Source organism: Sphingomonas sp. NBWT7 (assembly GCF_014217605.1).
Classification (GTDB): domain Bacteria; phylum Pseudomonadota; class Alphaproteobacteria; order Sphingomonadales; family Sphingomonadaceae; genus Sphingomonas.
Map to the genome: position 1 here is coordinate 422,831 of NZ_CP043639.1, position 22,900 is coordinate 445,730.

Here is a 22,900-nt window from a genome sequence, read left to right on the forward strand (position 1 = left end):
CTGGTTGCTTCTGCCGGGTGCGTCGCGCCCGGCCCTTACCGGGGATCGCCATGTCGACCGTCACCGCCGTTCCGATCGCCCCGGTAAAGCGCAGCTATGTCCTCTGGCTGATCGTGGGCATCGTCGCGGCGTTCGCTGCAGCGGCGGCGCTCGCGTTCCAGGGTGACGATTTCCTGACGCGCAATGCGCGGCAGAAGGGCGTGCTGACGACAGCGTCGGGGCTGCAATATCAGGTTCTGACGCCGGGATCGGGTGCGAAGCCGACCGACAGTGACGTTGCGCTGGTGATGTACGAGGGCAAGCTGCTCGACGGCACCATTTTCGACAAGTCGCAGCAGCCGACGCCGTTTCCGGTTACTGGCGTGGTTAAGGGCTTCTCTGAAGGCCTGAAGCTGATGCCGAAGGGGGCGAAGTACCGCTTCTGGATTAAGCCGGAGCTGGGCTATGGCGCGGAAACCAAGGGGCCGATCCCCGGGAATTCGACGCTGGTGTTCGACGTCGAACTGCTCGATTTCCTGCCCGAGGCGGTGATTCGGCAGATGCAGCAGCAGCAGATGATGGGCGGCGGGGCGACCGGTGCTGGCGGGCCGGCTGGTGCAGGAATGCCCGGCGGTCGCTGACCCAATCTGTTTGACATCCGCTCACGCGTGGGCCGATGTCGAACTTCGACTGATCCATTGGTCCCCGCCAATCACATTGGCGGGGCTTTTTTGTCACTGTCATTTTGCCTGGTCATATTGCCAGTGCAGCCATTCGCCGTGGCCCATACCTGCATTGCCGAGCGAAAACGACACCAGCAAACCTGATGGTTGCCTAAAGGTCAATTGAACCTCCGACCCAGGAAAGCCGCAGGCCGCGCCGACTGACGGTGAGAGCGTTGCAGCGTTCTCGATAGCGTCAGAATGGGTGCGTGCTTGGACGCAGCCATTAGGCGTAGCGGTTCGCCCTAAGCGCGATCACGGCGCCTGACCGTATTCAAACGGCGGGCGCATCCATGGGGACTGCCCGCGCGGGCGAATTCAGGCGAGTCACCGCAAACGTTCGCCTAACCGGAACGCCATTGTGCGCGCAGCGAAGTTCGGTTTGATCGCCGTGAGCGGCGCTCGGCTCTCAGCCGCTACCGCGCAGGTCCGAAGATTGCAGGCAAAAAAATAGCGGCCCGAAGGCCGCTATTTCCTAACCAAGCTGTGAAAGCTCAGTTGCTGTCCGAATCGTCGTCCGAATCGGCGATGATCACGATACCCGCGATCACGGCAGCAGCCGCGAGAACGGCAACCACGATGCCGCCGCCAGCGGCCTTTTCGCCCTTGGCAACCGACGTGCCCGAACGAGCGGCCTTAGCGACCGAGAGGCTGGCAGCCGAGTTAGCCGGCGCCGCAACGGCCGGAGCAGCTGCCAGCGAGGCAGCGGCGACAGCCGCGAGATAACCACGAAGCTTCATTGCGAACTCCCTTTTTGTCCGTCGCGCAGCCTTTGACAGAAGTTACGCTGCAACGCAACTCGTATTCCAGTGTCTACGGTAGATCTTCGGGCCGCGACAATTATCGACGTAAGAAAACTTACGTCGGAACGGCCGTCCGATCGACCGTATCAAGTATCCAGCGTCGATCCAGTTCCATGCCAAGCGCTGTGAGGCGGCCTGTGCGGTAGGCGCCGGTATCGATTCCGATTCGATTTGCGCGCACGTCAACCGCGTCGGTAATCGTATGGCCGTGGATGACGAGGTTGGCGTGATTGGGGACATGATTGAGGAACGGGTCGCGGATCCAGCGCAGATCGCGCGTTACCTGCCGTTCGATCGGGACGCCTGGCTGGATACCGGCATGGACGAACAGATAGTCGCCCTCGACGATATAGTCGTCGAGCGCGCGCAGGAACGCGATGTCGGCATCGGGCACGTCACGCTGCATCAGGGCGACTAATTCTGAGATCGAGGCCGCGTCGATCTCCTCGAGCCCGAGCCCGTAGCTGAGCAGCGTCTCGTAGCCGCCGACGCGCAACAGCAGCCGCGCCATGTCGGCGTCGCCATCATAGGCGCCGAGCAGGATTTCCTCGTGATTGCCGGCCAGGCAGCGCGTGTCGGGCCGCTCCGCACACAAGGTGCGGACGCGCGCGACGACTGCGGCTGACTGCGCACCGCGATCGACCAGATCGCCGAGGAACACGATGCCCGACTGGGCTGGCCCGCGCGCCGCATCATCGACGGCGATCAGCGCGAGAAGATCGTCGAGAAGATCCAAGCGGCCATGGATGTCGCCGACCGCATAAATGCGGCGCCCGGCGGGAAGGGCCGCCTGAAAGGGTTCGGGTTTGCGACGGGACAGGAAACGCGAAAGCATGGACGGGGCGCTACTATACGAAAGCGCGCGGCTTTACCGGCGTGCCGTCCCGCAAGCAACGCCTGAGGGAAGGTTGTCGGGAACTAGACGGCGATCCGCAGCGGCGGCGCGGTGCGCGGTGCGGGCTGATCCTGCCAGATGCCGCGTGTGTCGAACACTTGCTTCGCGGCACGCTCGGCCAGCGGTACCGAGCGGAAGATATCGTGATCGACGAGGACGATCATGATCGGGCAGCTCTCGATCGCGTTATCGATGTCGATCAGCGTCGCGCCGGTGCGCTCGAACGCGGCGGGCAGCGCGGCGGCATAGGGTTCGACGATGCGCAGCCGCGAGCCGTAGCGCTCTGCCAGCGCGAGCGCGACTTTCAAGGCGGGACTCTCACGAAAATCGTCGATGTTCGCCTTGAACGCGAGGCCTAGCGCCGCGACCGGCATGCCCGGGTTGGCCTCGATCAGCGCGCTGGCGCGGGCGATCACGCGATCGGTCTTGCCGTCGTTCACCTCGCGCGCGGTACGAATCAGCGGCGTATTCTCCGGATCGGCGGCGACGAGGAACCAGGGATCGACCGCGATACAATGGCCGCCGACACCGGGGCCGGGCTGCAGGATGTTGACGCGCGGGTGGCGGTTGGCGAGGCGGATCACTTCCCATACATCGACGCCCATCGTCTCGGCCACGAGGCTGAGTTCGTTGGCGAAGGCGATATTGACGTCGCGAAAGGCATTTTCGGTAAGCTTGGTCATCTCCGCCGCGCGCGCGGTGGTGGTGACGCAAGCACCGCGCACGAAACGGCGGTAGAAGGCGAGCGCCTTGCGCGCGCAGCGCGGGGTGATGCCGCCGATCACGCGATCGTTGTCGATTAGTTCGACGAGGATGCGGCCGGGCAGGACGCGTTCGGGGCAATAGGCGACCGCGTAGTCGGCGCCTTCGCCGACCCCGGGCGCGCGCAGATCGGGACGCAGCGTGGCGAGCAGATCGCGCACCTGCTCGGTCGTGCCGACGGGAGAGGTCGATTCGACGATCACCGTATCGCCGGCCTTCAGCACCGCCGCGATGCTCGTCGCCGCCTTCAGCACGTAGCCGATGTTGGGCGAATGATCGTCGGAGAAGGGCGTCGGCACCGCGATGACGAACACGTCGGCGGGCTCGATCTGCATCGACGCACGCAGCGCACCGCGCGCGACGACGCCCGATACGAGGCCGTCGAGATCGACCTCCTCGATATGCACCTTGCCCGAATTGACCGTTTCGACGACCGACGGGTGTACGTCGATGCCGAGCACGCTGGCGCCGGTCCGCGCGATCACCGCCGCGGTCGGCAGGCCGATATAGCCGAGCCCGAGAACGACGACCTTCAATTCACCATCGGTTACCATCGGCGACGACCCTTGCGATCCGTTCGCTCGCGTGGCCGTCCCCGAATGGATTGTGGGCCCGGGCCATCGCGGCATAGGCTGCCTTGTCGTCGAGAAGGGTGAAGACTTCGGAAACGATGCGGTCCTCGTCGGTGCCGATCAACTTGGCGGTGCCCGCAGCGACCCCCTCGGGCCGCTCGGTCGTGTCGCGCATCACCAGCACCGGCTTGCCGAGCGCGGGCGCTTCCTCCTGTACGCCGCCCGAATCGGTGAGCGCGAGGTGGCACAGGCCGAGCGCGCCGATGAAGTGCGGATAGTCGAGCGGCTCGATCCGCGCGACCGCGGGGTGATCGCCGAGGATCGCATCCATGACCGAGACGACGTTGGGATTGGGGTGCATCGGAAACAGCACTGCGACGTCGTCGCGCGTCGCAATTCGCCGGATCGCGCGCGCGATCGCGCCCATGCCATCGCCGAAATTCTCACGGCGGTGCGTGGTGACGAGGACGATGCGGCGGCCGGACAGGCGCGCGGCGATCGGATCGAGGCCGGCGGCGAGCGACGGGTCTTCGGCGATTCGCGCGCGCGTCCAGTGCAGCGCGTCGATTACGGTGTTGCCGGTGACGTGGACGCCCTCCCGCACGTTCTCGCGCGCCAGCGCGTCGGCGGCGGTCTGGGTCGGGGCGAAGTGAAGGTCGGCGATCGGCGCGACGATGCGGCGGTTCACCTCCTCGGGCCAGGGATGGTAGATATCGCCCGAGCGCAGCCCCGCCTCGACGTGCGCGACGGGAATCTTGCGATAATAGGCCGCGAGCGCGCCGCTCATCGCCGTCGCCGTATCGCCCTGCACGATGACGCGATCGGGCCGCTCGCGGTCGAGCACCTCGCCGATCCCCGTCAGCAGCCGTGCCGTCAGGCGATCGAGCGACTGGCCCGGCTCCATCAGGTCGAGATCGATGTCGGGGACGAGCCGGGCGATCGCCAGCACCTGATCGAGCAGCCCGCGATGCTGCGCAGTGACGCAGGTGCGCACGGTGATGTGCGGCACGGCGGCAAGCGCGCTGACGACAGGAAACAATTTGATCGCCTCAGGGCGGGTACCGAAGATAACCAGAATTTTCATGCACGACCCAATAGCGCGACTGGTTTAAGGCTCGACTAATCAATTGCAGCCATTTGGCGACTTGTCGCGCGGGGGTACGTTGCTATGCCGCTCGCGCGTCCTAACGGAGAGAAGCACTTCATGCCGTCGATCAAGCCGCTGCGTAAGGCCGTGTTTCCCGTGGCGGGGCTCGGCACGCGTTTCCTTCCGGCGACCAAGTCGATGCCGAAGGAGATGCTGACGGTCGTCGACAAGCCGCTGATCCAATATGCCGTCGAGGAGGCGCTGGAGGCGGGGATCGAGCAGATCATCTTCGTCACCGGCCGCGGCAAGAGCGCGCTCGAAGATCATTTCGACATCTCGTACGAGCTCGAGGCGACGATGACGGCGCGGGGCAAGAGCCTGGCGGCGATCGAGGGCATCCGCCAGCGGCCGGGATCGCCGGTGTACGTCCGCCAGCAGGAGCCGCTTGGGCTCGGCCACGCGGTGTGGTGCGCGCGCGACATCGTCGGCGACGAGCCGTTCGCGGTGCTGCTGCCCGACGATTTGATGGTCGGCCGGCCGGGCTGCCTCAAGCAGATGGTGGCGGCGTACGAGAAGGTGGGCGGCAACGTGATTTCCGCCGAGGAAGTGCCCGACGATCAGACGCACCGCTACGGCATCATCACGCCGGGCGGGCGCGACGGCCGGCTGACCGAGGTGGCCGGGCTGGTCGAGAAGCCGGCGCCGGGCACTGCGCCGTCAAACCTGTCAGTGATCGGGCGCTACATCCTTCAGCCCGAGGTGATGCGCGTGCTGGAAGGGCAGGCCGCGGGTGCGGGCGGCGAGATCCAGCTCACCGATGCGATGGCACAGATGATCGGCGACCAGCCGTTCCACGGCGTCACCTTCGACGGCGTGCGCTACGATTGCGGCGACAAGGCGGGCTTCGTCCAAGCCAACATCGCGGTCGCGCTCGAGCGCGAGGACATCGGTCCGGCGGTGCGCAGCTTCGCGAGCGAATTGCTGCGCTAGCCGCCTAGCCCGCGGCCGTAGGGCCGCAGGCGGGGCAGGCGGGATCCTTAGGTAGGCGGACGCTGCGGAAGCGCAGGTCGAGCAGATCGAGGATGACGAGGCGCCCGGCGGGTTCATCGCCGAACGGCACGATTGCACGAATCGCCTCAAGCGCGGCCATGCTGCCAAGGATCCCGGTGACGGGCCCGAGCACGCCCTGTTCGGCGCAGCTTGCCTCGTTGCGATCGGGCGAGTCGCCGACGAGGCAGCGGTAGCACGGGCGATCGGCCTTCCAGCCGCGGTAGACCGCGATCTGCCCTTCGAACTGGCCCACCGCAGCCGAGACGAGCGGGATGTGCAACGCGAGCGCCGCATCGGCGACGGCGAGGCGGGTCGCGAAATTGTCGCTGCCGTCGATCACGACGTCGCTGTGCGCCAGCAACGCCGCTGCGTTGGCAGGGTCGATGCGCGTCCGGTGCACGCTGACGCCGACGTGCGGGTTGATTCGGTCGATCGCCCGCGCCGCGGCGTCACCCTTCGGCAAGCCGGCGACGCTGGCGTCGAACAGGATCTGGCGGTGGAGGTTCGAGGTTTCGACCACGTCGTCCTCGATGACGACGAGGTGGCCGATGCCGGCGGCGGCGAGATAGGCGATTGCCGGCGAGCCGATCCCGCCGGCACCGATCATCGTGACGCGCGCAGCCTTCAGCCGCCGCTGCCCCGCGCCGCCGATCTCCTTGAGGATGATCTGCCGGGCGTAGCGCGCGCGCTCGTCGGCCTCGAGCGTCACCGCCACGTGAAGACGAGCGTCGCGCGGTACCAGCGATCCTCACCGGGCGGGGGAACGTTGCTGCGCGCCATGCGCAGCATCACGCCCGAGGCATATTGCTCGACCGTCGGGCAGTTGATCGCGCGTGGGCGGATGCGGCGGATCTGCCCGTTGGCCGCAACATGCACTGCAAGATCGACGCGTAGCGCCTCGCCCTCCACCGCGCAGCGTCCGTCGCGCACCTCATCGCGGACATAGGCGGAAAGGCCGGATACGGCTGGCGGCCGGCGCCGGAAGGTGAGTTCGGGCATCGCCGACCAGTCGGCCGGCGGCAATGCGAGAACGGCCGGCGGCGGCGCCGGCGCCGCGCCCTGAAGCGCTGCCATGATCGTCAGGAGTGCATTCATCGGCCGGTCGATCCGAACCCTCCGCTGCCGCGCGAAGTATCGTCGAGCGCGTCGCATTCGTCCAGCGTCGCGCGCAGCACGGGCGCGGGGACGAGCTGGGCGATCCGTTCGCCGCGTGTGACGTGGAAATCCACGCTGCCGAGATTGGCGAGGATCACCTTCACCTCGCCGCGATAGTCGCTGTCGATCGTACCCGGCGTGTTGAGGCAGGTGACGCCGTGCTTGAGCGCAAGGCCAGAGCGCGGACGCACCTGCACCTCATGCCCCTCGGGAATCGCCATCGCGAAGCCAGTGGCCACGGCATGCCGGCCGCCGGGCGCGATCGTCACGTCCTCGGCCGAAACGACGTCCATCCCGGCGGCGCCGGCGGTGGCGTAGTGTGGCAATGGCAGATCCGCGCCGTGCGGCAGGCGAAGGAGGCGGATCGCGATCATGCCGGTTGCTCCAGTGCTTCGGCGATGCGCTGCGCGAGGCGGCGCGCGACCTCGTCCTTCGGCATCCGCTGCCACGTTTCGACGCCGTCGGCGCGGACGAGGTGGACGGTATTGGCGTCGCCGCCCATCACGTCACCCGATACGTCGTTGGCGACGATCCAGTCGGCGCCCTTGCGTGCGAGCTTCGCCTGCGCGTGTGCGACGACCGTCTCCGTCTCGGCGGCGAAGCCGATCACTAGTTCCGGGCGCGACGGGCCAGTGGCAAGCGCCGCGAGGATATCGGGATTTTCGACGAGGTGGAGCGCGGGGATGCCGCCGCCGACCTTCTTCAGCTTTTGCCCGGCCGCATCGGCGACGCGCCAGTCGGCGACGGCGGCGACCATCACCGCGGCATCGGCGGGCAGCGCGGCCTCGACCGCGGCCTTCATCTCGCGCGCGGTCTCGACGTCGATTCGCGTCACGCCGCGCGGCGTCGGCAGCGCGACGGGGCCCGCGACGAGCGACACGCGCGCGCCGAGATCGGCGAGTGCGCCCGCGATGGCGAACCCCTGTTTCCCCGACGAGCGATTGGCGATGTAGCGGACGGGATCGATCGGCTCGTGCGTCGGCCCGGCGGTGACGACGACGTGGCGGCCGGTGAGTGGCCGGCTGGCGAGCACGCTGCCCGGGTTGCCGGCGAGCATCGCCTCGATCTGGCGGACGATCACGGTGGGTTCGGGCAGGCGGCCGGGGCCGTACTCGCCGCACGCCATCGCGCCCTCGTCGGGCGTCATCACAGTGACGCCGTCGCCGCGCAGTTGCGCGACATTGCGCTGTGTTGCCGCGTGCTGCCACATGCGCACGTTCATCGCCGGCGCGGCGAGCACCGGCTTGTCGGTGGCGAGGAGTAGCGTCGTCGCCAGATCGTTCGCGAGACCGGCGGCCATCCGCGCGAGCAGATCGGCGGTCGCCGGCGCGACGACGACGAGATCGGCCTGCCGGCTGAGCTGGATATGCCCCATCTCGGCCTCGTCCTTGAGGTCCCACAACGTAGTGTGGACCTCCTCCTCCGACAGCGCCGCGAGCGTCATCGCGGTGACGAAGTGACTTCCCCCTTCGGTCAGGACGCAGCGCACGCCGTGGCCGGCCTTGCGCAGCAGGCGGATGATCTCGCACGCCTTGTAGGCGGCGATGCCCCCGCCGACGATCAGCAATATCCGGCTCATGCAGCGGTCCTTGTCACGCGTGCGCGTCGCCTGTCGAGCGCGCTGCGGCCGAGATCGCGCAGCCCGTCTGGTACGAAGGCCAGCCCGACGAGGACGATCGGCGCCACCATCAACCCCCAGTAGAAGTTGTTGAGCCGTGCGAAACAGGCGATCAGCACGCCGTAGGCGGCAAGGATCGTCGCCATGCGCAGCGCGAGCGGATGCGCCGGCACCGTCCAGCCGAACAAAGCCAGCGCGAGGACCGGTGCCGCGAGGACGAATGGGGTTACTTCGAGAATCGTCGCGTGGCGCAGCGTCATCGCGAAGAACCACGCGCCGTTAAGCCCGGTCCAGCCGTCGGACGCGGTATCGAGCGGCCCCGTTACGCGGTGCACCGCGCCTGCATGGACCGCGACCGCGGCGGCGAGCACGGCGAGTGTCAGCGCCCAGCCGGCCGCCTCGCGCCGCTGCCCCGTGACGACCGCGAGCCCGCCCATGACGAGGACGTAGAGCGCGGCCGTCTCACGGATCAGCATCGCGATCGTCGCCAGCGCGAGCGCGAGCGTCACGTTGCCCGGGCGGCGCACCGCGAGCGACCAGGCGATCAGCAGCGCCGCCCAAATCTCGTGCGAGGCGGTTAGCGCGGGCTGGACGAAGGCGACGAGCCCGCCGGCGAGGAGCAGGCCGGCGATGAGGCGCGGCGCGAGGCGCGGCAGCAGCTCGCGCAGCCGGCCCATCCACGCAGTCGCGGTGGCGGCGGCGAGCAGCCATAGTAGCAGCAGCGTCATCGCGGGCGAGAGCAGCGCCTGCAGCCGTGCGAGCAGCGGCAGGCGGAAGGTGACGAAGGGGCGCAAGGGATAGCCCGGCCGCGCGCGGAGCTCCTGCGCGGTCGCCTGATAGTAATCCTCGCCGTGGCGCACGTCGTCGACGATCGCCTCGTACAATGCGAGATCCGATTCGCTGCCCTTGTTCTCGACCACCGGCGCCGTGCCGGGCGGCGGGGCGGGTCGGATCGGCTGGATCGTGAATGCGGCGATCAGCAGGACGAGAACGGCGAGGGCAGCACGCGCGCGGCGCCGCGACCATCCGGCGTAGCGGGACGGCGCGGCGAGCCAGATCGTCTCCGCGGCGGCGGCAGGCATGTCAGCCGATCACGAGCCACGTTGCGGCGACGCTGGCGACCGCGGTGGCGAGCGCGACGGCGGCATAGCGCCAGCCGCCGCCGATGCGCACGATCTCGATCTCGCGCAGCGGCGGGGCGGGCGGCGCGCCGCCCGGCGCCGGAAAGCGCGCTTCGATGCGGCGCACCAGATCGGGCAGACGGTACAGCGTCTTGACGTCGGCGACGATGCGGTCGGCCACCGCGGCTTCGGGCCCGAGCTCGGTGCGGATCCAGTCCTCGACGAACGGTTGCGCGGTATCCCACAGGTTGATGTCCGGGTCGAGCGCGGTGGCGACGCCTTCGACCATCACCATCGTCTTCTGCAGCAGCAGGAGGTGCGGCTGCGTCACCATGTCGAAATCGCGCGTGATCGAGAAGAGGCTGTCGAGCATCATCCCGATCGACATCTCCTTCACCGGCAGCCCGCGCATCGGCTCGCCAACTGCGCGCAGCGCAGTCGCGAACTCGGCGACGTCGTGGTGCGCGGGGACGTAGCCTGCTTCGAAATGGATTTCGGCGACGCGGCGGTAATTGCCGGTGATCAGGCCGTAGAGGATCTCGGCGAGCCAGACGCGCGCGCGGCGATCGATCCGCCCCATGATGCCGAAATCGATCGCGGCGATGCGATTGACGGGCAGCGCAAACAGGTTCCCCTGATGCAGATCGGCGTGGAAGAACCCTTCGGCGATCGCCTGGCGCAGGAAAGCGTGCACCAGCGTCTTGGCAAGCAGTGGCAGATCATAGCCAGCAGCGACGAGCGCGGCGCGATTCGAAAGCTTGATCCCGTCGATCCACTCGAGCGTCAGCACCTTGCCCGAGGTGCGCGGCCAGTCGATCGCGGGAACGTGGAACGCCGGCTCGGCGGCCATCGTCTCGGCCAGCTCGCTCGCCGACGCCGCCTCGCGCCTCAGGTCGAGCTCGCGCGCGGTCCAGCGCTTGAACGTCGCGATGACGAGCCGCGGTTGCAGGCGGCCGATCTCGCCGCCGCCCGCCGCACGATCCTGCGCCTCGATCTGCGCGGCGGCCCATTCGTAGGTGTCGATCGCGCGCGCGAACTCCTCCTCGACGCCGGGGCGCAGCACCTTGACCGCCACGGTGCGCCCGTCGGTCGTCACCGCGCGATGGACCTGCGCGATCGACGCCGCGCCGACGGGCTCGACCTCGAAATGCGCGAACAGGCTCTCGATCGGGCGCCCGAGGCTCGTCTCGATCTGCGGGCGGATCGTCTCGAACGGCAGCGGGGGCAGCGCATCCTGCAGGCGATAGAGATCGAGCGCCGCCTCCTCGCCGACGATGTCGGGGCGGGTCGCCAGCGTCTGGCCGAACTTCACCGCCGCCGGGCCGATCGCCTCGAACGCATCGGCGTAGCGGGGGCTAGCGGGAACGCGCGCGCCGACACGCGCCAGCCGCACCAGCCGCCGCAGCCGCGCAGGCGCATTGGGATCGCGCTCCAGGCCCTGCAGCGCGCCGTGCCGTGCCAGCGTGCGGGCCCATTTCAGGAGCCGCCAGGTGTGGACGATCGCGTGCGTCAAATCTTCCAGCCGCTGTGGATCGCGACCAGCCCGCCGAGCAGCGGCTCGACCCGCGTCTGCGTGAAGCCGGCGTCGCGGATCATGCCCTCGAAGCGCGGCATGTCGGGGAAGCGGCGGATCGATTCGATCAGATACCGGTAACTGTCCGCGTCGCGCGCGAGCAGCTGGCCGAGCCGTGGTACCATGTGGTGTGAATAGGCGTCGTACGCCTCCCTGAAGCCGGGCCAGGTCGTGGTCGAGAATTCGAGGCAGAAGAAGCGGCCGCCGCGCCTGAGCACGCGGTGCGCCTCGCGCAGTGCGGCCGGAATGTCGGTGACGTTCCGGATGCCGAACGCGATCGTGTAGGCATCGAAGAAGCGATCGGGGAAGGTCAGCGTCTCGGCATTCGCCTCGGTCCACACCAGCCCGTCGATGCCGCGCTCCGCCGCGCGCTTCATGCCGACATCGAGCATCGCGGGATTGATGTCCGCCACGGTGACCGACGCGCCCGACGGTTGCAGCCGGAAGGCGATGTCGCCCGTGCCGCCCGCCATGTCGAGGATCTGCTCGCCCGACCGCGGGTTCACGCGGCGCACGAAGCGATCCTTCCACAGCCGATGCATGCCGCCCGACATCGCATCGTTCATCAGATCGTAGCGGCTGGCGACGTTGCGAAAGACACCGCCGACGCGCGCGGTCTTTTCGGAGGCGGGAATGTCTTCGTAGCCGAAGGAGACGATGTCGCTCATGCGCCGGGCTCTAGCGGTGCGCCGGGCGGGGGGCTAGGGGGTGTCGGTGCCCGAGCTCCCCGAAGTCGAGACCACCGTGCGCGGGCTGCGCCCCGTGCTGGACGGCGCGGTCGTCGCCGCGATCGAGACGCGGCGTGGCGACCTCAGGCGCCCGTTTCCGCCCGAGTTGCGGCAGGTGATGACGGGCGCGCGGATCATCGCGCTCGGGCGGCGCGCGAAATACGGGCTGATCGATACCGATCGCGGGCAGACGATGATCTTCCACCTCGGCATGTCGGGGCGTTGGCGGCTCGACCCGGGAGAGCTGCTGCCGCACGACCATCTGGTGATCAACACCGCCGCGGGACGACGCGTCGCGCTAAACGATCCGCGGCGCTTCGGCTCGGTCGACTTGTGGCCGACCGATACAATTACCAGCTTCCCCGCCTTCGCCGCGCTCGGCCCCGAACCGCTCGGGCCGGAGCTGACTGGCGCCTACCTCCACGCCGCGCTCGCCGGGCGGCGCGCCTCGATCAAGCTGATGCTGCTCGACCAGCGGATCGTCGCCGGACTGGGTAATATCTACGTCTGCGAGGCGCTCTACCTCGCGCGGATCTCGCCGCGGCGTGCGGCGGGCCGAATCAGCCGCGCGCGGCTCGACCGGTTGGTCGAGGCGATCCGCGCGGTGCTGCTGTCGGCGATCGAGGCGGGCGGATCGAGCCTGCGCGACTATGCGCGGCCCGATGGCGAGCTCGGCTATTTCTCGAAGCAGTTCGCGGTCTATGGCCGCGAGGGCGAGCCGTGCGGTTGCGGCGGCACGGTCGCACGTTATGCCGAGGGCGGACGCTCGACCTTCTGGTGCCCAACCTGCCAGCGCAGTTGACGCTTTGGTCGAAGCGCTTTATGGGGCGCGGCTTCCAGGGCGATGGGTGTTCCCGCCGCCCTTTTTTCATCGACCGAGATTCGAGGACTGTAAATGGCGAACACGCCGCAAGCGAAGAAGCGCATCCGCCGCAACCAGCGCCGGGCCGAAATCAATGGTGCGCGCGTCGGCCGCATCCGCACCTTCGTGAAGAAGGTGGAGGCAGCGCTCGCGGTGGGTGACAAGACGGCAGCGACGGCAGCGCTCGCCGCGGTCCAGCCGGAACTGGCGCGCGGCGTCGCGCGCGGCGTGCTCCACCGCAACACTGCGAGCCGCAAGTTCTCGCGCCTGACCAAGCGGCTGTCCGCGCTCGCTTGAGCCGCGCGATCAGCGCCGGATCGAAAGGCCCGCCGGTTCATTCCGGCGGGTTTTTTGTTGTCCGTGGCAGCCAATCGGGGAACCCGAGGATTTCCCGCGATTCGCGCGTTGCCAATTCTGCCGCGTTCCGAAATTCTATAGCATTCACAGCGGGTTGTTAGATTTTCGACGGATTTGCGCGGCTGGAATCGAGTCAAGGCGATATATTTCCGATTTGTGGCACGCCCCGGCCTTGATCGACTCATCGGCCTGTTCCTAAACCTTGACGTGTCGCGACGGCTTCCTGCCTGACGCGCCCAAATGAACCATCGTCGTAGCCGACCGTGGCGGGGGCCACATCGGGGGACTGTTTTTGCCGAATGCAAACAGGGCTGCGACACGCGTCGCGGCCTGAGGAGAGCCGCGCGTGCCGTTGAGCCAGTATCGAGTACCGCACGCGGAAAGCGACATCGCACGGGCTTGGGCGCGGGTTCGCACCAACCTGCGCGAGTCCGCCGGCGCGCGGCTGTTCGATCAGTGGCTGAAGCCGATCGCGCTGGCCGAGACGGGGGAGAGCGATCGCGTTCGGCTGACCCTCCCGTCGGCGTTCATGACCAACTGGGTGCGCAACCACTATGCCGAGCGGCTGGTGCACGAGTTTCGCGCCATCGTGCCGGCGGTGCGCAGCGTCGTGATCGAGACAGCGACGGAAGCGCCTGCGGTGGTGACGCTTTCCGCGGTGCCGGCGGCACAGGCCGAGCCGGTCGCGGCGGCGGTTGCGACGCCGGCAATCGCGGTGCCTGTGGCAGCGCCGACGGCGGCGACGCCGGATGCGGAGCAGCCCGTGCTCGATCCGCGGCTGACGTTCGATCGCTTCGTCGTCGATACGTCGAACAAGGTCGCGTTCAATGCCGCGCGGTTGCTCGCCGAGCCGGGACCGGTGCGCTTCAGCCCGCTGTTTCTCCACTCGAGCACCGGCCAGGGTAAGACACACCTGATGCATGCGATCGGCCACGCGTTCCTCGCCGCCGAGCCGGGCGCGCGGGTGATTGCAATGTCTGCCGAGCGCTTCATGTTCGATTTCGTCGCCGCGCTGCGCGCACGCGATACCTTCGCATTCAAGGCGCGACTGCGCTCGGCTGACCTGCTGCTGATCGACGATCTTCAGTTCATCGCGGGCAAGGATGCGACGCAGGAGGAATTCTTCCACACCGTCAACGAGATCATGTCCGCGGGCAAGCGGCTGGTGATCTCGGCGGACCGCTGCCCGCAGGCGCTGGAGGGGATCGAGCAGCGCATCGTCGGCCGCATGGCGATTGGGCTGGTCGCCGACATCAAGGCGCCGTCGATCGATCTGCGCCGCGCGGTGCTGCAGCGCAAGATCGCCGATCTGCCCGACGCGCGCGTGCCCGAGGAGGTGATCGACCTGCTCGCGGGGCGGATCACGGGCAACATCCGCGAACTCGAGGGTGCGCTCAACCGCATCGTCGCCTACGCGCAGCTGACCGGCGAGACGCTCGATCTCGATTTCGCCATCGCGACGCTGGGCGACGTGCTGCGCGGCAGCCAGCGCCGCGTGACGATCGACGAGATCCAGAAGCTCGTCTCGACGCATTTCGACCTGAAGCCGATGGACCTCATTTCCGCGCGGCGCGCGCGGGCGGTGGCCCGGCCGCGGCAGATCGCGATGTATCTCGCCAAGCGGCTGACGACGCGCTCGCTGCCCGAGATCGGGCGCAAGTTCGGTGGACGCGATCATTCGACGGTGATCCACGCGGTGCGGCGGATCGAGGAGCTGCGTGACAGCGACCGCGACGTCGACGGCGCGGTGCGGACGCTGATGCGTGAGCTCGAGGGCTGACGCGCGCGGGCGCGCGCAACGTGCGTGGGGTACCGCTCAGCGCGGCTTGAGGACCATGCCCGCCGGCCGCGCCGCGATCGCATCGTAGAGCATCCGATCGAGTGCGTTATAGGCGGCGACCGTGTCGCGATCCTCGTCCGACAGCGGCGTATCGCGACGTGACACGTTGAAGTGCGGCACGGTGCCGATGGTGTCGAGGCCGATTGCGGTGGCGAAGGCGGCGAGATGCGCCGCAAGCTGATCCTGCAACCCGACGAAGATGAAGTCGCGTTCGATAATCGCGAGCGCCCGCTCGACCTTGGCCACGTCGCGGTCAGGCTCGCGCTCGGGCAAGGCGGCTAGCGCGGCCATGTCGCCGTGCCACAGCGCCGGCGGCAGGCCGAAACCGGCGTAGCGCGGGAAGCGGCCGTCGATCGCCGGCCAGCCTACCGTCTCCGGTGGCTCGCCGAGGATCTTCGACAGCATCAGATTGGCGGGGATGACGCCGCGGCGTACGAGTGCGGCGAGCGGCAGGTCGGCGAGCGGCGTGTCCCTGAGCGGCGCGTTGGGCGGCTCGACGAGGAAGCCGTGGTGCGAGCGCACGCGATCGATCGGATCGCGCAGCACCGTCGCATAGTCGCATGGCCAGCCGACCGCCGCGCCGAAGCCATGGCTGACGTGCGCCACCAGCAGTTCGGCGTTGGCCAGAAGAGGGTAAAGCCGGGCCGCCGTTACCTGATCGCCCGCCTGCCCCTCGACGAGGGCGCGCGCGCCGAGCGTCAGGACCGCGCGGTCGGGCAGGACGCGTGCGAAGGCTTCGCGCACGCTCGTCCCCGCGGTTTTGGGGATATGGACGAACGCGATCGGGCGCTGGCCGGGTCGGGCGTAGCGCCGCGCGCCGCCGCGCGCGCCCTGCGGCTTGCGCGCGAGTAGGGTCGCCGGCGCGCGGCGCCGCGACGCTTCGGCGACGACGCCACCCCAGCGATCGTCGATCGCGGTTTCCAGATACCGACCCTCGAACCAGCCGAGATGCTGGAGGAACCGCGCGCCGTCCGCCTCGCCGCGCAGCCGGCCGCGTGTCGCGCTCTCCTTGTGGATCAGTTCGACGTGCGGCGCGCAGACCGATGGCAGCGCGAGCCGCTTGGCGACCCGCATGCAGAAGTCGATGTCATTGAACCCGAGCGGGAAGAGTTCGTCGAAGCCGCCGACCGCGTCGAAGACCTGGCGGCGCACCATCAGACAGGCGCCGGTCACCGCCGGCTGGGTGCGCAGCGAGCGCAGGTAGAACGACGCCTCGCCCCGCGGCGTGCCGCGGAACGGGTGCAGCGGGCTGCCGCGCGCGGAGAAGGCGACGCCGCCGTGCTGGATCGTGCCGTCGGGGAACCACAGCGTCGCGCCTGCAACGCCGACATCGGCACGCGACGCCAGCGCGGCGAGCTCGGCGAGCCAGTGCTCGGAGACGATCTCCATGTCGTTGTTGAGGAAGCAGAGGAGATCGGCGTCCGTGACCGCGGCGGCGCGATTGTTGAGCCGCGACCAGTTGAACGGACCATCGTCGCGCAGCACGCGCGCGGTGCCAGTCGCCGCAAGCCAGTCAAGATAGGCAAGCGTCTCGGGTTCCTGCGAACCGTTGTCGACCACGATCAGTTCGTACGATGGATAATCGGTGCGCTCGACGATCGATCCGATACAGCTGGCGAGTAGATCGTAGCGGTCGCGTGTGGGAATGATCAGCGCGACCCGCGGCATGTCGCGCGGCGGTATGGCGCGGATTGCGTAACCCGGTGCATCGTGCATCTTGGTCATCCGCCAGCCATCGGCGGCAGTTGGGGCGGTGGCGGCAGCCGCCTCCGGCACTTCGTGCGTGTCGTGCCGGTGCCACAGCACGTGCGGCAGATGAGCGACCGCGGGGTAGGGAAGCTGATCGATCAGGCGCGCCGCGACGTTGCCGTCGATCAAATCATCGACCGTCCAGCCCATGTCATCGAGCAGCGCGGATCGTAATGCGTGCACCGTCGCCACCGCCGGCTGCGCCCGCGCGAAGAAAGGGTCGGGTGCGGGCAGAAACACGCGGCTGTGGCGATCACCAGAAGCGTCGCAATGATCGAAATCGGCATAGACCCAGCCGATCGCGGGATTGCGCAAGAATTCGCCGGCCAGAAATAGAAGGGCGTGATCGGCGAGGTGGCCTATCCGCTGATCCCAGGGCAGAACGATCTCGCAATCGGGCGGGATGGACGCCGGCTCCCCGCGACGATGCTCGACCATCGTCCACGCCGGATATGGCTGGCGGTTCAGCCATTCCCGTGCCGTCGTCGCATTGCCGCCGGTTAGGACGACCGCCACACGCGGATGGCGCGGCCAATGGTCGAGGTCGACGGCGGCAGCCGCCGCCGCCGGGCTGGCAAATCTATCTCGCGCATGCGCCCAGGCTGCATAGGCCGCGCGCTCGATGCGCCGCTCCTGCCGCGCGAGGTCCGATCGCAGCGCACGTTCCGCGTCCTTTTCGAGTGTAACGGCATCGAGTAGCTCGACGGTCACCGGCGCGCTGTCGCTGACTATGCCGCGCGCGTGGCGGCCGTCACCGGTAAGGTCGGCAATGATGTCGAGCGTGTAGCGTCCGGCGGCGGTGGGCGGACCGATGTCGAGCGCGACCTGGCAATGATCGCCGGGATCGAGCGGATAGGGTAGGGGGGCGATAACGGTATCGCGGACGACGGTGCCTTCACGTGGTTCGCGTCGCCATCGCGCGCGCAGCCGCATTCCGCCAGGGCCACTTGCCTCGATCCGGGCAGCCCCCTCGTTGCGCACGGTCACCGAACAGATGGAGGCCAGGCCGGCGATTAGGTGCGTGCCGGGTACGGCCAAGTCGATGCTGCACGGAACGGGGTCGAGGATCCGACGGCGCCGGGCGACGATCGTGAAGGTTCGCCGCGCGATCGGAAAGGCACGCCCGCGCGCGAACGCGAGGCCAGAACCGAGCGTCGGGACACAAGCGACGGAGAAGGGCCCCGGCGTATCGGGAACAAGCAACGGCACGATGATCGACAGGCTTGCTCCCGGCCCGATCGACTCAGGAAGCGGAAGGTTCTGGATCGCGCCGCCCAGGTCCAGGCGGAGCGCAACTCCGGTCGAGCCATCCCACCATTGAAAGCGCGATCGGTTGTGAACCGTGATCTTCAAGGGTGTTCGGCTGCCCGCGACAAGATCGTCCGGGGGATCGTCGAAGCTGATCGAGCCGATCGCGTATTCGGCCAGGTCGGGCGCGATCGCCGGAAGATCGATCGCCATACCGCCGCCGGACGACGGGTCGAACGCGATGCGCACCGCCTGAAGCGCATCCGGCGGCGCGGGCAGACGTTTACGCAACCGGGTCGGCACCTTGCCTGCCAGATCCTGCGTCGCGACTATTTCGGCCATCGAACCCGCGACATAGGCAACGGTAAGGCGGCCCACGCCTGCAGCGCGCGAGATGGTGGCAAGCAACGCGTCCGGCAGGTCCAGGTCGAGAACGCGCTCGTGGCCGCTCGGCACGACAATCGTGGCGTTCATCGATCCCCTACGTCCGGCTGCCTACCAGCGTGCTAAGCGTTTACGCCGGGGAGGTCCACATCGCGGCGCCCGCCGAGCGGCGCCGCTGGCGATGCGTGGTGGGACGTCGTGTTGCGTACGGCTGCGATCACCGCTGGCGGCTTGACTTCGCCGCCCCCCGCCGGGGTAGAGCGCGGCGGGCGCGCCGTTGGACGCGGCGCGGGCGGACCGATCCGCCGATGAGAGGGATGGTGGGTGGACGATCAGGCGCCGGTGCAGCGGGACAGGAGCGAGGTTCGCCAGTGGATGGTGGATCGGTTCGACGCCGCCTTCTACCGCCGCCAGCTCCGGCTCGCCGGTATCGCGGCGCCCGCGCGGGCACTCAAACACTATCTTGAGGAAGGGTGGACGAAGGGTTTCGATCCAGCGCCCGACTTCTCGACCAACGCCTATCTCGAACGGCACGCCGCAGCGCGCGAGGCGGGATGTTCGCCGCTGGAATTTCACGCGACGACGGGACGGTTCGAGGATCTGGCGATTTCGCCGTCGCGGCGTGATGGTGATGGCGATGAGCCGGATCAGGCCGAGCCGCTCATGACCGAAATGCGCGCTCTGTTCGACGAGGCGTTCTACCGCGCGCAACTGATCAACACGATCGAGGGCGACGCGCTTGACCATTACCTGCAGCATGGCTGGCGACAGGGGCTCAATCCCTCCCCATCGTTCGACACCGCTTACTATCTGAAGCACAACGGCGATGTGGCCGGATCGGGCCTCAACCCGTTCCTTCATTTCGTTCGCCATGGCCGTGCCGAACGCCGCCCGACGATGGTCGTCGAGGTAGCCGTGGCACCGTCGACGGGCCCCTCGTCGCCAGCCGATCACGTGCCCGACGATCCGGGCATGCCGGCTGGCGATCCGGCCGCCGAATTCTTCGATCCGCTTTACTATGCCGCGCAGCTAGATGCGGCGCCCGTTGGCATGTCGCTCTACCGCCATTTCAATGAAATCGGCTGGCGGCGCCGGCTCGATCCCTCGGCGGCATTCAGCACGCGCTATTATCTCGATACCAATCCCGAAGTCGCCGCCGCCGGGATCAATCCGTTTCAACATTGGGTGAATTACGGCCGGCACGAGAAGCGACCCGCCGTCGCATATTTCCGCGCGACGATGTTTGCGCCGCTCGTGTCGGTGATCGTACCGAACTACAACCATGCCCGATTTCTGACGCAACGACTGGAATCGATCTTCGCCCAAACCTACCGCAATATCGAGCTGATCGTGCTCGACGATGCGTCGACCGACGACAGCTTGGCGGTGATCGATCGTTTGCTGGCGGACTGCCCGTTCCCGCATCGCACGGCGTTCAACGACGTCGGCACCGGCAACCCGTTTCGCCAGTGGCAGCGCGGGATGGAGATGGCGACGGGCGAACTCATCTGGATCTGTGAAAGCGACGATTTCGCCGAGCCCGATTTCCTCGAGCGGCTCGTACCCAGTTTCGCCGAATTATCGGTCAAGATGGCGCTGGGACGGATCGAATTCTGCCGCAGCGACGGCACCCCGATGGCTGGCATGGCCGGCTTTCGCGAGGCGGCCGAGCCCGGCATCTGGAACGCACCCATCGCCCGCCCGGCGGCGCACTGGTTTCACGCCGCCTTCGCCAAACGCAACATCGTCGCCAATGTGGGCGGATGCGTTTTCCGGCGGCAGACCGTGCTGCCTGAAATTTGGGACGAGGCGAGCCGGTTTCGCATCGCGGGCGACTGGTATCTTTACATCCACCTACTGGGCGGCGGGAAGCTTGCGTATTCGCCGGACGCCGTCAGCTATTTTCGTCAGCATGAAGCGAACACGTCGGCACGCAATTTCGACAAGCTGCATTACTACGACGAATGCTGGCGCGTGCAGCACGAGATCCGCCGCCACTGGGCCGTCGGCGCGACCGCGACCGAAAGTTTCGTTGCCGACCTTGCACATCAATATGCGCATTTCGAGGTTGCGGGGCAGCACGGGCCGTTCGACGCGCGTTACGACCCGCGGACGCTGCCCGTCGCACCGGGGGCCCGCGCACGTCACATCGTCATCGGCTTTCTAGGCTTCGAAACCGGTGGGGGCGAGCTCTTTCCGCTGCTGCTGGCAAATCAGCTGGCGCAGGATGGCGTGCCGGTTTCGCTGCTTGCCGTGAACCTGACCGAGCGAAACCGCGACATGGTCGCGCGGCTCGATCCGCGCGTCGCGGTCTACGCGCGGGACGACGTCATCGCCGACGGCCCTGCGGCCTTCCTGCGCCGCGTCGGCGCGGCCGTTGTGCACTCGCACAGCGTGCTAATCGAGAACATGTTCTTCGAGCGCGGTGCCATGCTCGATCAGCCGTATGTCGTCTCGATGCACGGATCGCACAACCTGCCCGGCGGGGTGCTCGACACGTTGCTGTTCCGCGCGCTGCGCAACGTCGATTATTGGGTGTATACGGCCGAGCGCAATCTCGATGTCTTTGCCGGCATTCCGCTGGACCGCGATCGATTTCTCAAGCTGCCGAACGGCATGCCGCAGGATACGCGGGTCGGCGACGTATCGCGCGAGAGCCTGGGAATCGCGGCGGACGCGATCGTCTTCACCTTCGTCGCGCGCGGTATCCAGCGGAAGGGATGGCGCGTCGCGGTCGACGCGTTCAAGATGCTGCGCGATCGGCATCCCGAGCGCGAGATGCATCTGTTGATGATCGGTGAGGGCCGCTCGGCGGACACCGCACGGCGCCTTACCGATACCGACGCGGCGATCCATTTCCTCGGGTATCAGTCGTGCATCAACGCGATTTACCGTTTTTTCCGACTGTGCGCTGGTGCCGACGCGGTTCGAGGGCGAATCGTTTCCGCTGTGCGTGATCCAGGCGTTGCAGGAGGGCTGCCCGGTGTTGGGCAACGACGTCGGCGAGATACGCGATATGCTCACCTCGCCGGATGGCGTTGCCGGCGCGGTGACCAAATCCATACGCGATACGCGCGCCTTCGCCGTGCATGTCGCCGATACGATGGCGCTGTTTCTCGATTCCGTATTTCGCGATCGTGCCGCCGCGCTGACCCGCGTCGTCGCCGGACGCTTCAGCATGGGAAAATGCGCCGCAACGTACCGTGATCTCTACGATCGCGCGATCGCCGCGCATCACTGCGCGCAAGCAGATAGTGCTGCATGACGAGCGGACGCGAAGCGATCATCCACATCGGTCACAAGAAGACCGGCACGAGCTTCCTTCAGTACCACTTTCACCGGGCGGCTGCCGCGCTGCGTACGCACGGCGTGCTCTATCCCTTTCGCGAGGCGAACCATTCCTTCGCCTTGTCCGGGCTTTTCCGGCGCCACCATGCGACGCGTGCACCGTCACCGCTCGATGGATATGTCGCAGCGCGCGATCGTCGGCTGCCGGTGCTCGCACGCGAATTCAGCGGGGATGACTGGCAAACCCTGCTGCTGTCAGCCGAGGCGCTGGCGGGTTTCTCGCTCGTGGAGCTGCGTCAAATGCGCAGTGTTCTGGACCGGTACGTCGAACGGATCCGCATCGTCTTCGTCATCCGCGACCCAGTCGATTGGGCGGTGAGTGTCGCACAGCAGTATCTGCGGTCGCGCAGCAATATCGAGGTCGTTCTGTCGCAGCCCGAGCCGGTGCAATGGCGTGCGATCGTCGGGCGCATGCGGCACGTGTTCGGCGCCGCCGCTGTCGAGGTATATGCCTATGAAGACCTGTCGATAGAGCGCGACGCCTTTGCCGCGCGGTTCGTGGCGGCGGCCGGGCTGCCGCGCACGATTGCGCCGCTCCTTCAGGGCGATCGTCAGTCAGTCAACGAATCACTTTCGATGGAAGCCGCACTGATGCTCGGCCGGTTTAACGTCCGCGTGCCCGAGGCGATCGATGGCGCCCGCAATCCCGCCCGCAGCGGTTTCGAGCCGCAAATCTTCGCCGGTCTGCCCGGGGGACGTTTCGATTTGCCCGACACAGCGCGAAGGCTCGCCTATGCGCAGAGCCGCGACGATGTCGCGTTCGTCGACCGGCAATATGGTATAGCCCGCTACACCTATTCCCCCGAGCAATTGGCACCAAGCGGCTACACCGAAGACGTGTCGATAGGCTTTCTCGACGCGCTTGCCGACCGGCTCTATACGACCGACGCCGAGGCGGCGGCGGGCCGGCTACTGCTCGATTCCATCCACTGGCATGCGCGTGGCGAAACCGCGCGGGGGGACGCGCTGCTTCAGCAGGCTATTGTCCGCTTCCCCCATAACCGGCGCGTTGCACGGGCAAATGCGCAGCGTAGGCGGGACTGATCC

The 22,900-nt window shown here is 67.6% G+C and carries 20 protein-coding genes; 7 read left to right on the plus strand and 13 right to left on the minus strand.

What is annotated here, in order from left to right; translation table 11 throughout:
* Positions 1 to 50 precede the first annotated feature (50 nt).
* Positions 51 to 620, plus strand: coding sequence for an FKBP-type peptidyl-prolyl cis-trans isomerase (locus tag F1C10_RS02035; RefSeq protein WP_185208365.1), 570 nt, complete (start codon positions 51 to 53; stop codon positions 618 to 620).
* A gap of 575 nt (positions 621 to 1,195) precedes the next feature.
* Here the strand turns inward: F1C10_RS02035 and F1C10_RS02040 are convergent.
* The 4 genes from F1C10_RS02040 to wecB all read right to left on the minus strand — a co-directional run bounded on the left by F1C10_RS02040 (position 1,196) and on the right by wecB (position 4,817).
* Entirely contained in the window at positions 1,196 to 1,441 is a 246-nt protein-coding gene (locus F1C10_RS02040) for a hypothetical protein (protein ID WP_185208367.1), read from the minus strand.
* Between the two features lie 118 nt (positions 1,442 to 1,559).
* A complete protein-coding gene (locus tag F1C10_RS02045) occupies positions 1,560 to 2,240 on the minus strand; it encodes a metallophosphoesterase (RefSeq protein WP_308458070.1) in 681 nt (226 codons plus the stop codon).
* A gap of 182 nt (positions 2,241 to 2,422) precedes the next feature.
* Entirely contained in the window at positions 2,423 to 3,715 is a 1,293-nt protein-coding gene (wecC, locus tag F1C10_RS02050; RefSeq protein WP_185208371.1) for a UDP-N-acetyl-D-mannosamine dehydrogenase, read from the minus strand.
* Positions 3,699 to 4,817, minus strand: coding sequence for a non-hydrolyzing UDP-N-acetylglucosamine 2-epimerase (gene wecB / locus F1C10_RS02055; RefSeq protein ID WP_185208373.1), 1,119 nt, complete (start codon positions 4,815 to 4,817; stop codon positions 3,699 to 3,701). The genes wecC and wecB overlap by 17 nt, the downstream gene beginning before the upstream one ends.
* Positions 4,818 to 4,937: 120 nt before the next feature.
* Between wecB and galU the strand changes: the two genes are divergently transcribed.
* Positions 4,938 to 5,810: a UTP--glucose-1-phosphate uridylyltransferase GalU gene (gene galU, locus F1C10_RS02060; protein WP_185208375.1), complete on the plus strand. Its 873-nt coding sequence runs from the start codon at positions 4,938 to 4,940 to the stop codon at positions 5,808 to 5,810.
* Between the two features lie 4 nt (positions 5,811 to 5,814).
* Here galU and F1C10_RS02065 read toward each other — a convergent pair whose 3' ends face one another.
* From F1C10_RS02065 to F1C10_RS02095, 7 genes are read right to left on the minus strand one after another with little or no spacing between them, the layout of a single operon-like run.
* Positions 5,815 to 6,579, minus strand: coding sequence for a molybdopterin-synthase adenylyltransferase MoeB (locus F1C10_RS02065; RefSeq protein ID WP_185210016.1), 765 nt, complete (start codon positions 6,577 to 6,579; stop codon positions 5,815 to 5,817).
* Positions 6,576 to 6,965: a hypothetical protein gene (locus F1C10_RS02070; RefSeq protein ID WP_185208377.1), complete on the minus strand. Its 390-nt coding sequence runs from the start codon at positions 6,963 to 6,965 to the stop codon at positions 6,576 to 6,578. Before F1C10_RS02070 ends, F1C10_RS02065 begins: the two co-directional genes overlap by 4 nt.
* Positions 6,962 to 7,399 (minus strand): dUTP diphosphatase, encoded by a 438-nt coding sequence (dut, locus tag F1C10_RS02075; RefSeq protein ID WP_185208379.1) that lies wholly within the window; start codon positions 7,397 to 7,399, stop codon positions 6,962 to 6,964. The genes F1C10_RS02070 and dut overlap by 4 nt, the downstream gene beginning before the upstream one ends.
* Positions 7,396 to 8,604: a bifunctional phosphopantothenoylcysteine decarboxylase/phosphopantothenate--cysteine ligase CoaBC gene (gene coaBC, locus F1C10_RS02080; protein WP_185208381.1), complete on the minus strand. Its 1,209-nt coding sequence runs from the start codon at positions 8,602 to 8,604 to the stop codon at positions 7,396 to 7,398. The genes dut and coaBC overlap by 4 nt, the downstream gene beginning before the upstream one ends.
* The gene (locus tag F1C10_RS02085; protein ID WP_185208383.1) at positions 8,601 to 9,725 is read right to left on the minus strand and encodes a hypothetical protein; all 1,125 of its coding nucleotides are present in this window, start codon (positions 9,723 to 9,725) and stop codon (positions 8,601 to 8,603) included. Before F1C10_RS02085 ends, coaBC begins: the two co-directional genes overlap by 4 nt.
* 1 nt (position 9,726) lies before the next feature.
* Positions 9,727 to 11,277, minus strand: coding sequence for a 2-polyprenylphenol 6-hydroxylase (gene ubiB / locus F1C10_RS02090; protein WP_185208385.1), 1,551 nt, complete (start codon positions 11,275 to 11,277; stop codon positions 9,727 to 9,729).
* A complete protein-coding gene (locus F1C10_RS02095) occupies positions 11,274 to 12,005 on the minus strand; it encodes a class I SAM-dependent methyltransferase (RefSeq protein WP_185208387.1) in 732 nt (243 codons plus the stop codon). Before F1C10_RS02095 ends, ubiB begins: the two co-directional genes overlap by 4 nt.
* 46 nt (positions 12,006 to 12,051) lie before the next feature.
* Between F1C10_RS02095 and mutM the strand changes: the two genes are divergently transcribed.
* From mutM to dnaA, 3 genes are all read left to right on the plus strand, one after another.
* A complete protein-coding gene (gene mutM, locus F1C10_RS02100; RefSeq protein ID WP_185208389.1) occupies positions 12,052 to 12,867 on the plus strand; it encodes a bifunctional DNA-formamidopyrimidine glycosylase/DNA-(apurinic or apyrimidinic site) lyase in 816 nt (271 codons plus the stop codon).
* A 93-nt stretch (positions 12,868 to 12,960) separates the two neighbouring features.
* Positions 12,961 to 13,224, plus strand: coding sequence for a 30S ribosomal protein S20 (gene rpsT, locus F1C10_RS02105; protein WP_185208390.1), 264 nt, complete (start codon positions 12,961 to 12,963; stop codon positions 13,222 to 13,224).
* Between the two features lie 412 nt (positions 13,225 to 13,636).
* Positions 13,637 to 15,064, plus strand: a complete 1,428-nt coding sequence (gene dnaA, locus F1C10_RS02110; protein WP_185210017.1) for a chromosomal replication initiator protein DnaA — start codon at positions 13,637 to 13,639, stop codon at positions 15,062 to 15,064.
* 36 nt (positions 15,065 to 15,100) lie between these two features.
* On the opposite strand, the gene F1C10_RS02115 is transcribed toward dnaA, so the two are convergent.
* A complete protein-coding gene (locus F1C10_RS02115) occupies positions 15,101 to 18,595 on the minus strand; it encodes a glycosyltransferase family 2 protein (protein ID WP_185208392.1) in 3,495 nt (1,164 codons plus the stop codon).
* A 234-nt stretch (positions 18,596 to 18,829) separates the two neighbouring features.
* Between F1C10_RS02115 and F1C10_RS02120 the strand changes: the two genes are divergently transcribed.
* A complete protein-coding gene (locus tag F1C10_RS02120; RefSeq protein ID WP_185208394.1) occupies positions 18,830 to 21,712 on the plus strand; it encodes a glycosyltransferase in 2,883 nt (960 codons plus the stop codon).
* A 27-nt stretch (positions 21,713 to 21,739) separates the two neighbouring features.
* Here F1C10_RS02120 and F1C10_RS02125 read toward each other — a convergent pair whose 3' ends face one another.
* A complete protein-coding gene (locus tag F1C10_RS02125; RefSeq protein WP_185208396.1) occupies positions 21,740 to 21,904 on the minus strand; it encodes a hypothetical protein in 165 nt (54 codons plus the stop codon).
* Between the two features lie 96 nt (positions 21,905 to 22,000).
* Here F1C10_RS02125 and F1C10_RS02130 point away from each other — a divergent pair, with 96 nt between their 5' ends.
* The gene (locus tag F1C10_RS02130; RefSeq protein ID WP_185208397.1) at positions 22,001 to 22,897 is read left to right on the plus strand and encodes a hypothetical protein; all 897 of its coding nucleotides are present in this window, start codon (positions 22,001 to 22,003) and stop codon (positions 22,895 to 22,897) included.
* The last annotated feature ends 3 nt before the right edge of the window (positions 22,898 to 22,900 follow it).

Bases quoted from the DNA above. Each gene is read 5' to 3' on its own strand.
- dut (WP_185208379.1), bottom strand. From the start codon at position 7,399: ATGATCGCGATCCGCCTCCTTCGCCTGCCGCACGGCGCGGATCTGCCA.
- F1C10_RS02070 (WP_185208377.1), bottom strand. From the start codon at position 6,965: ATGAATGCACTCCTGACGATCATGGCAGCGCTTCAGGGCGCGGCGCCG.
- F1C10_RS02040 (WP_185208367.1), bottom strand. From the start codon at position 1,441: ATGAAGCTTCGTGGTTATCTCGCGGCTGTCGCCGCTGCCTCGCTGGCA.
- F1C10_RS02095 (WP_185208387.1), bottom strand. From the start codon at position 12,005: ATGAGCGACATCGTCTCCTTCGGCTACGAAGACATTCCCGCCTCCGAA.
- wecB (WP_185208373.1), bottom strand. From the start codon at position 4,817: ATGAAAATTCTGGTTATCTTCGGTACCCGCCCTGAGGCGATCAAATTG.
- F1C10_RS02035 (WP_185208365.1), top strand. From the start codon at position 51: ATGTCGACCGTCACCGCCGTTCCGATCGCCCCGGTAAAGCGCAGCTAT.
- coaBC (WP_185208381.1), bottom strand. From the start codon at position 8,604: ATGAGCCGGATATTGCTGATCGTCGGCGGGGGCATCGCCGCCTACAAG.
- galU (WP_185208375.1), top strand. From the start codon at position 4,938: ATGCCGTCGATCAAGCCGCTGCGTAAGGCCGTGTTTCCCGTGGCGGGG.
- F1C10_RS02125 (WP_185208396.1), bottom strand. From the start codon at position 21,904: ATGGTTCGCCTCGCGAAAGGGATAGAGCACGCCGTGCGTACGCAGCGC.
- wecC (WP_185208371.1), bottom strand. From the start codon at position 3,715: ATGGTAACCGATGGTGAATTGAAGGTCGTCGTTCTCGGGCTCGGCTAT.
- rpsT (WP_185208390.1), top strand. From the start codon at position 12,961: ATGGCGAACACGCCGCAAGCGAAGAAGCGCATCCGCCGCAACCAGCGC.
- F1C10_RS02085 (WP_185208383.1), bottom strand. From the start codon at position 9,725: ATGCCTGCCGCCGCCGCGGAGACGATCTGGCTCGCCGCGCCGTCCCGC.
- F1C10_RS02115 (WP_185208392.1), bottom strand. From the start codon at position 18,595: ATGAACGCCACGATTGTCGTGCCGAGCGGCCACGAGCGCGTTCTCGAC.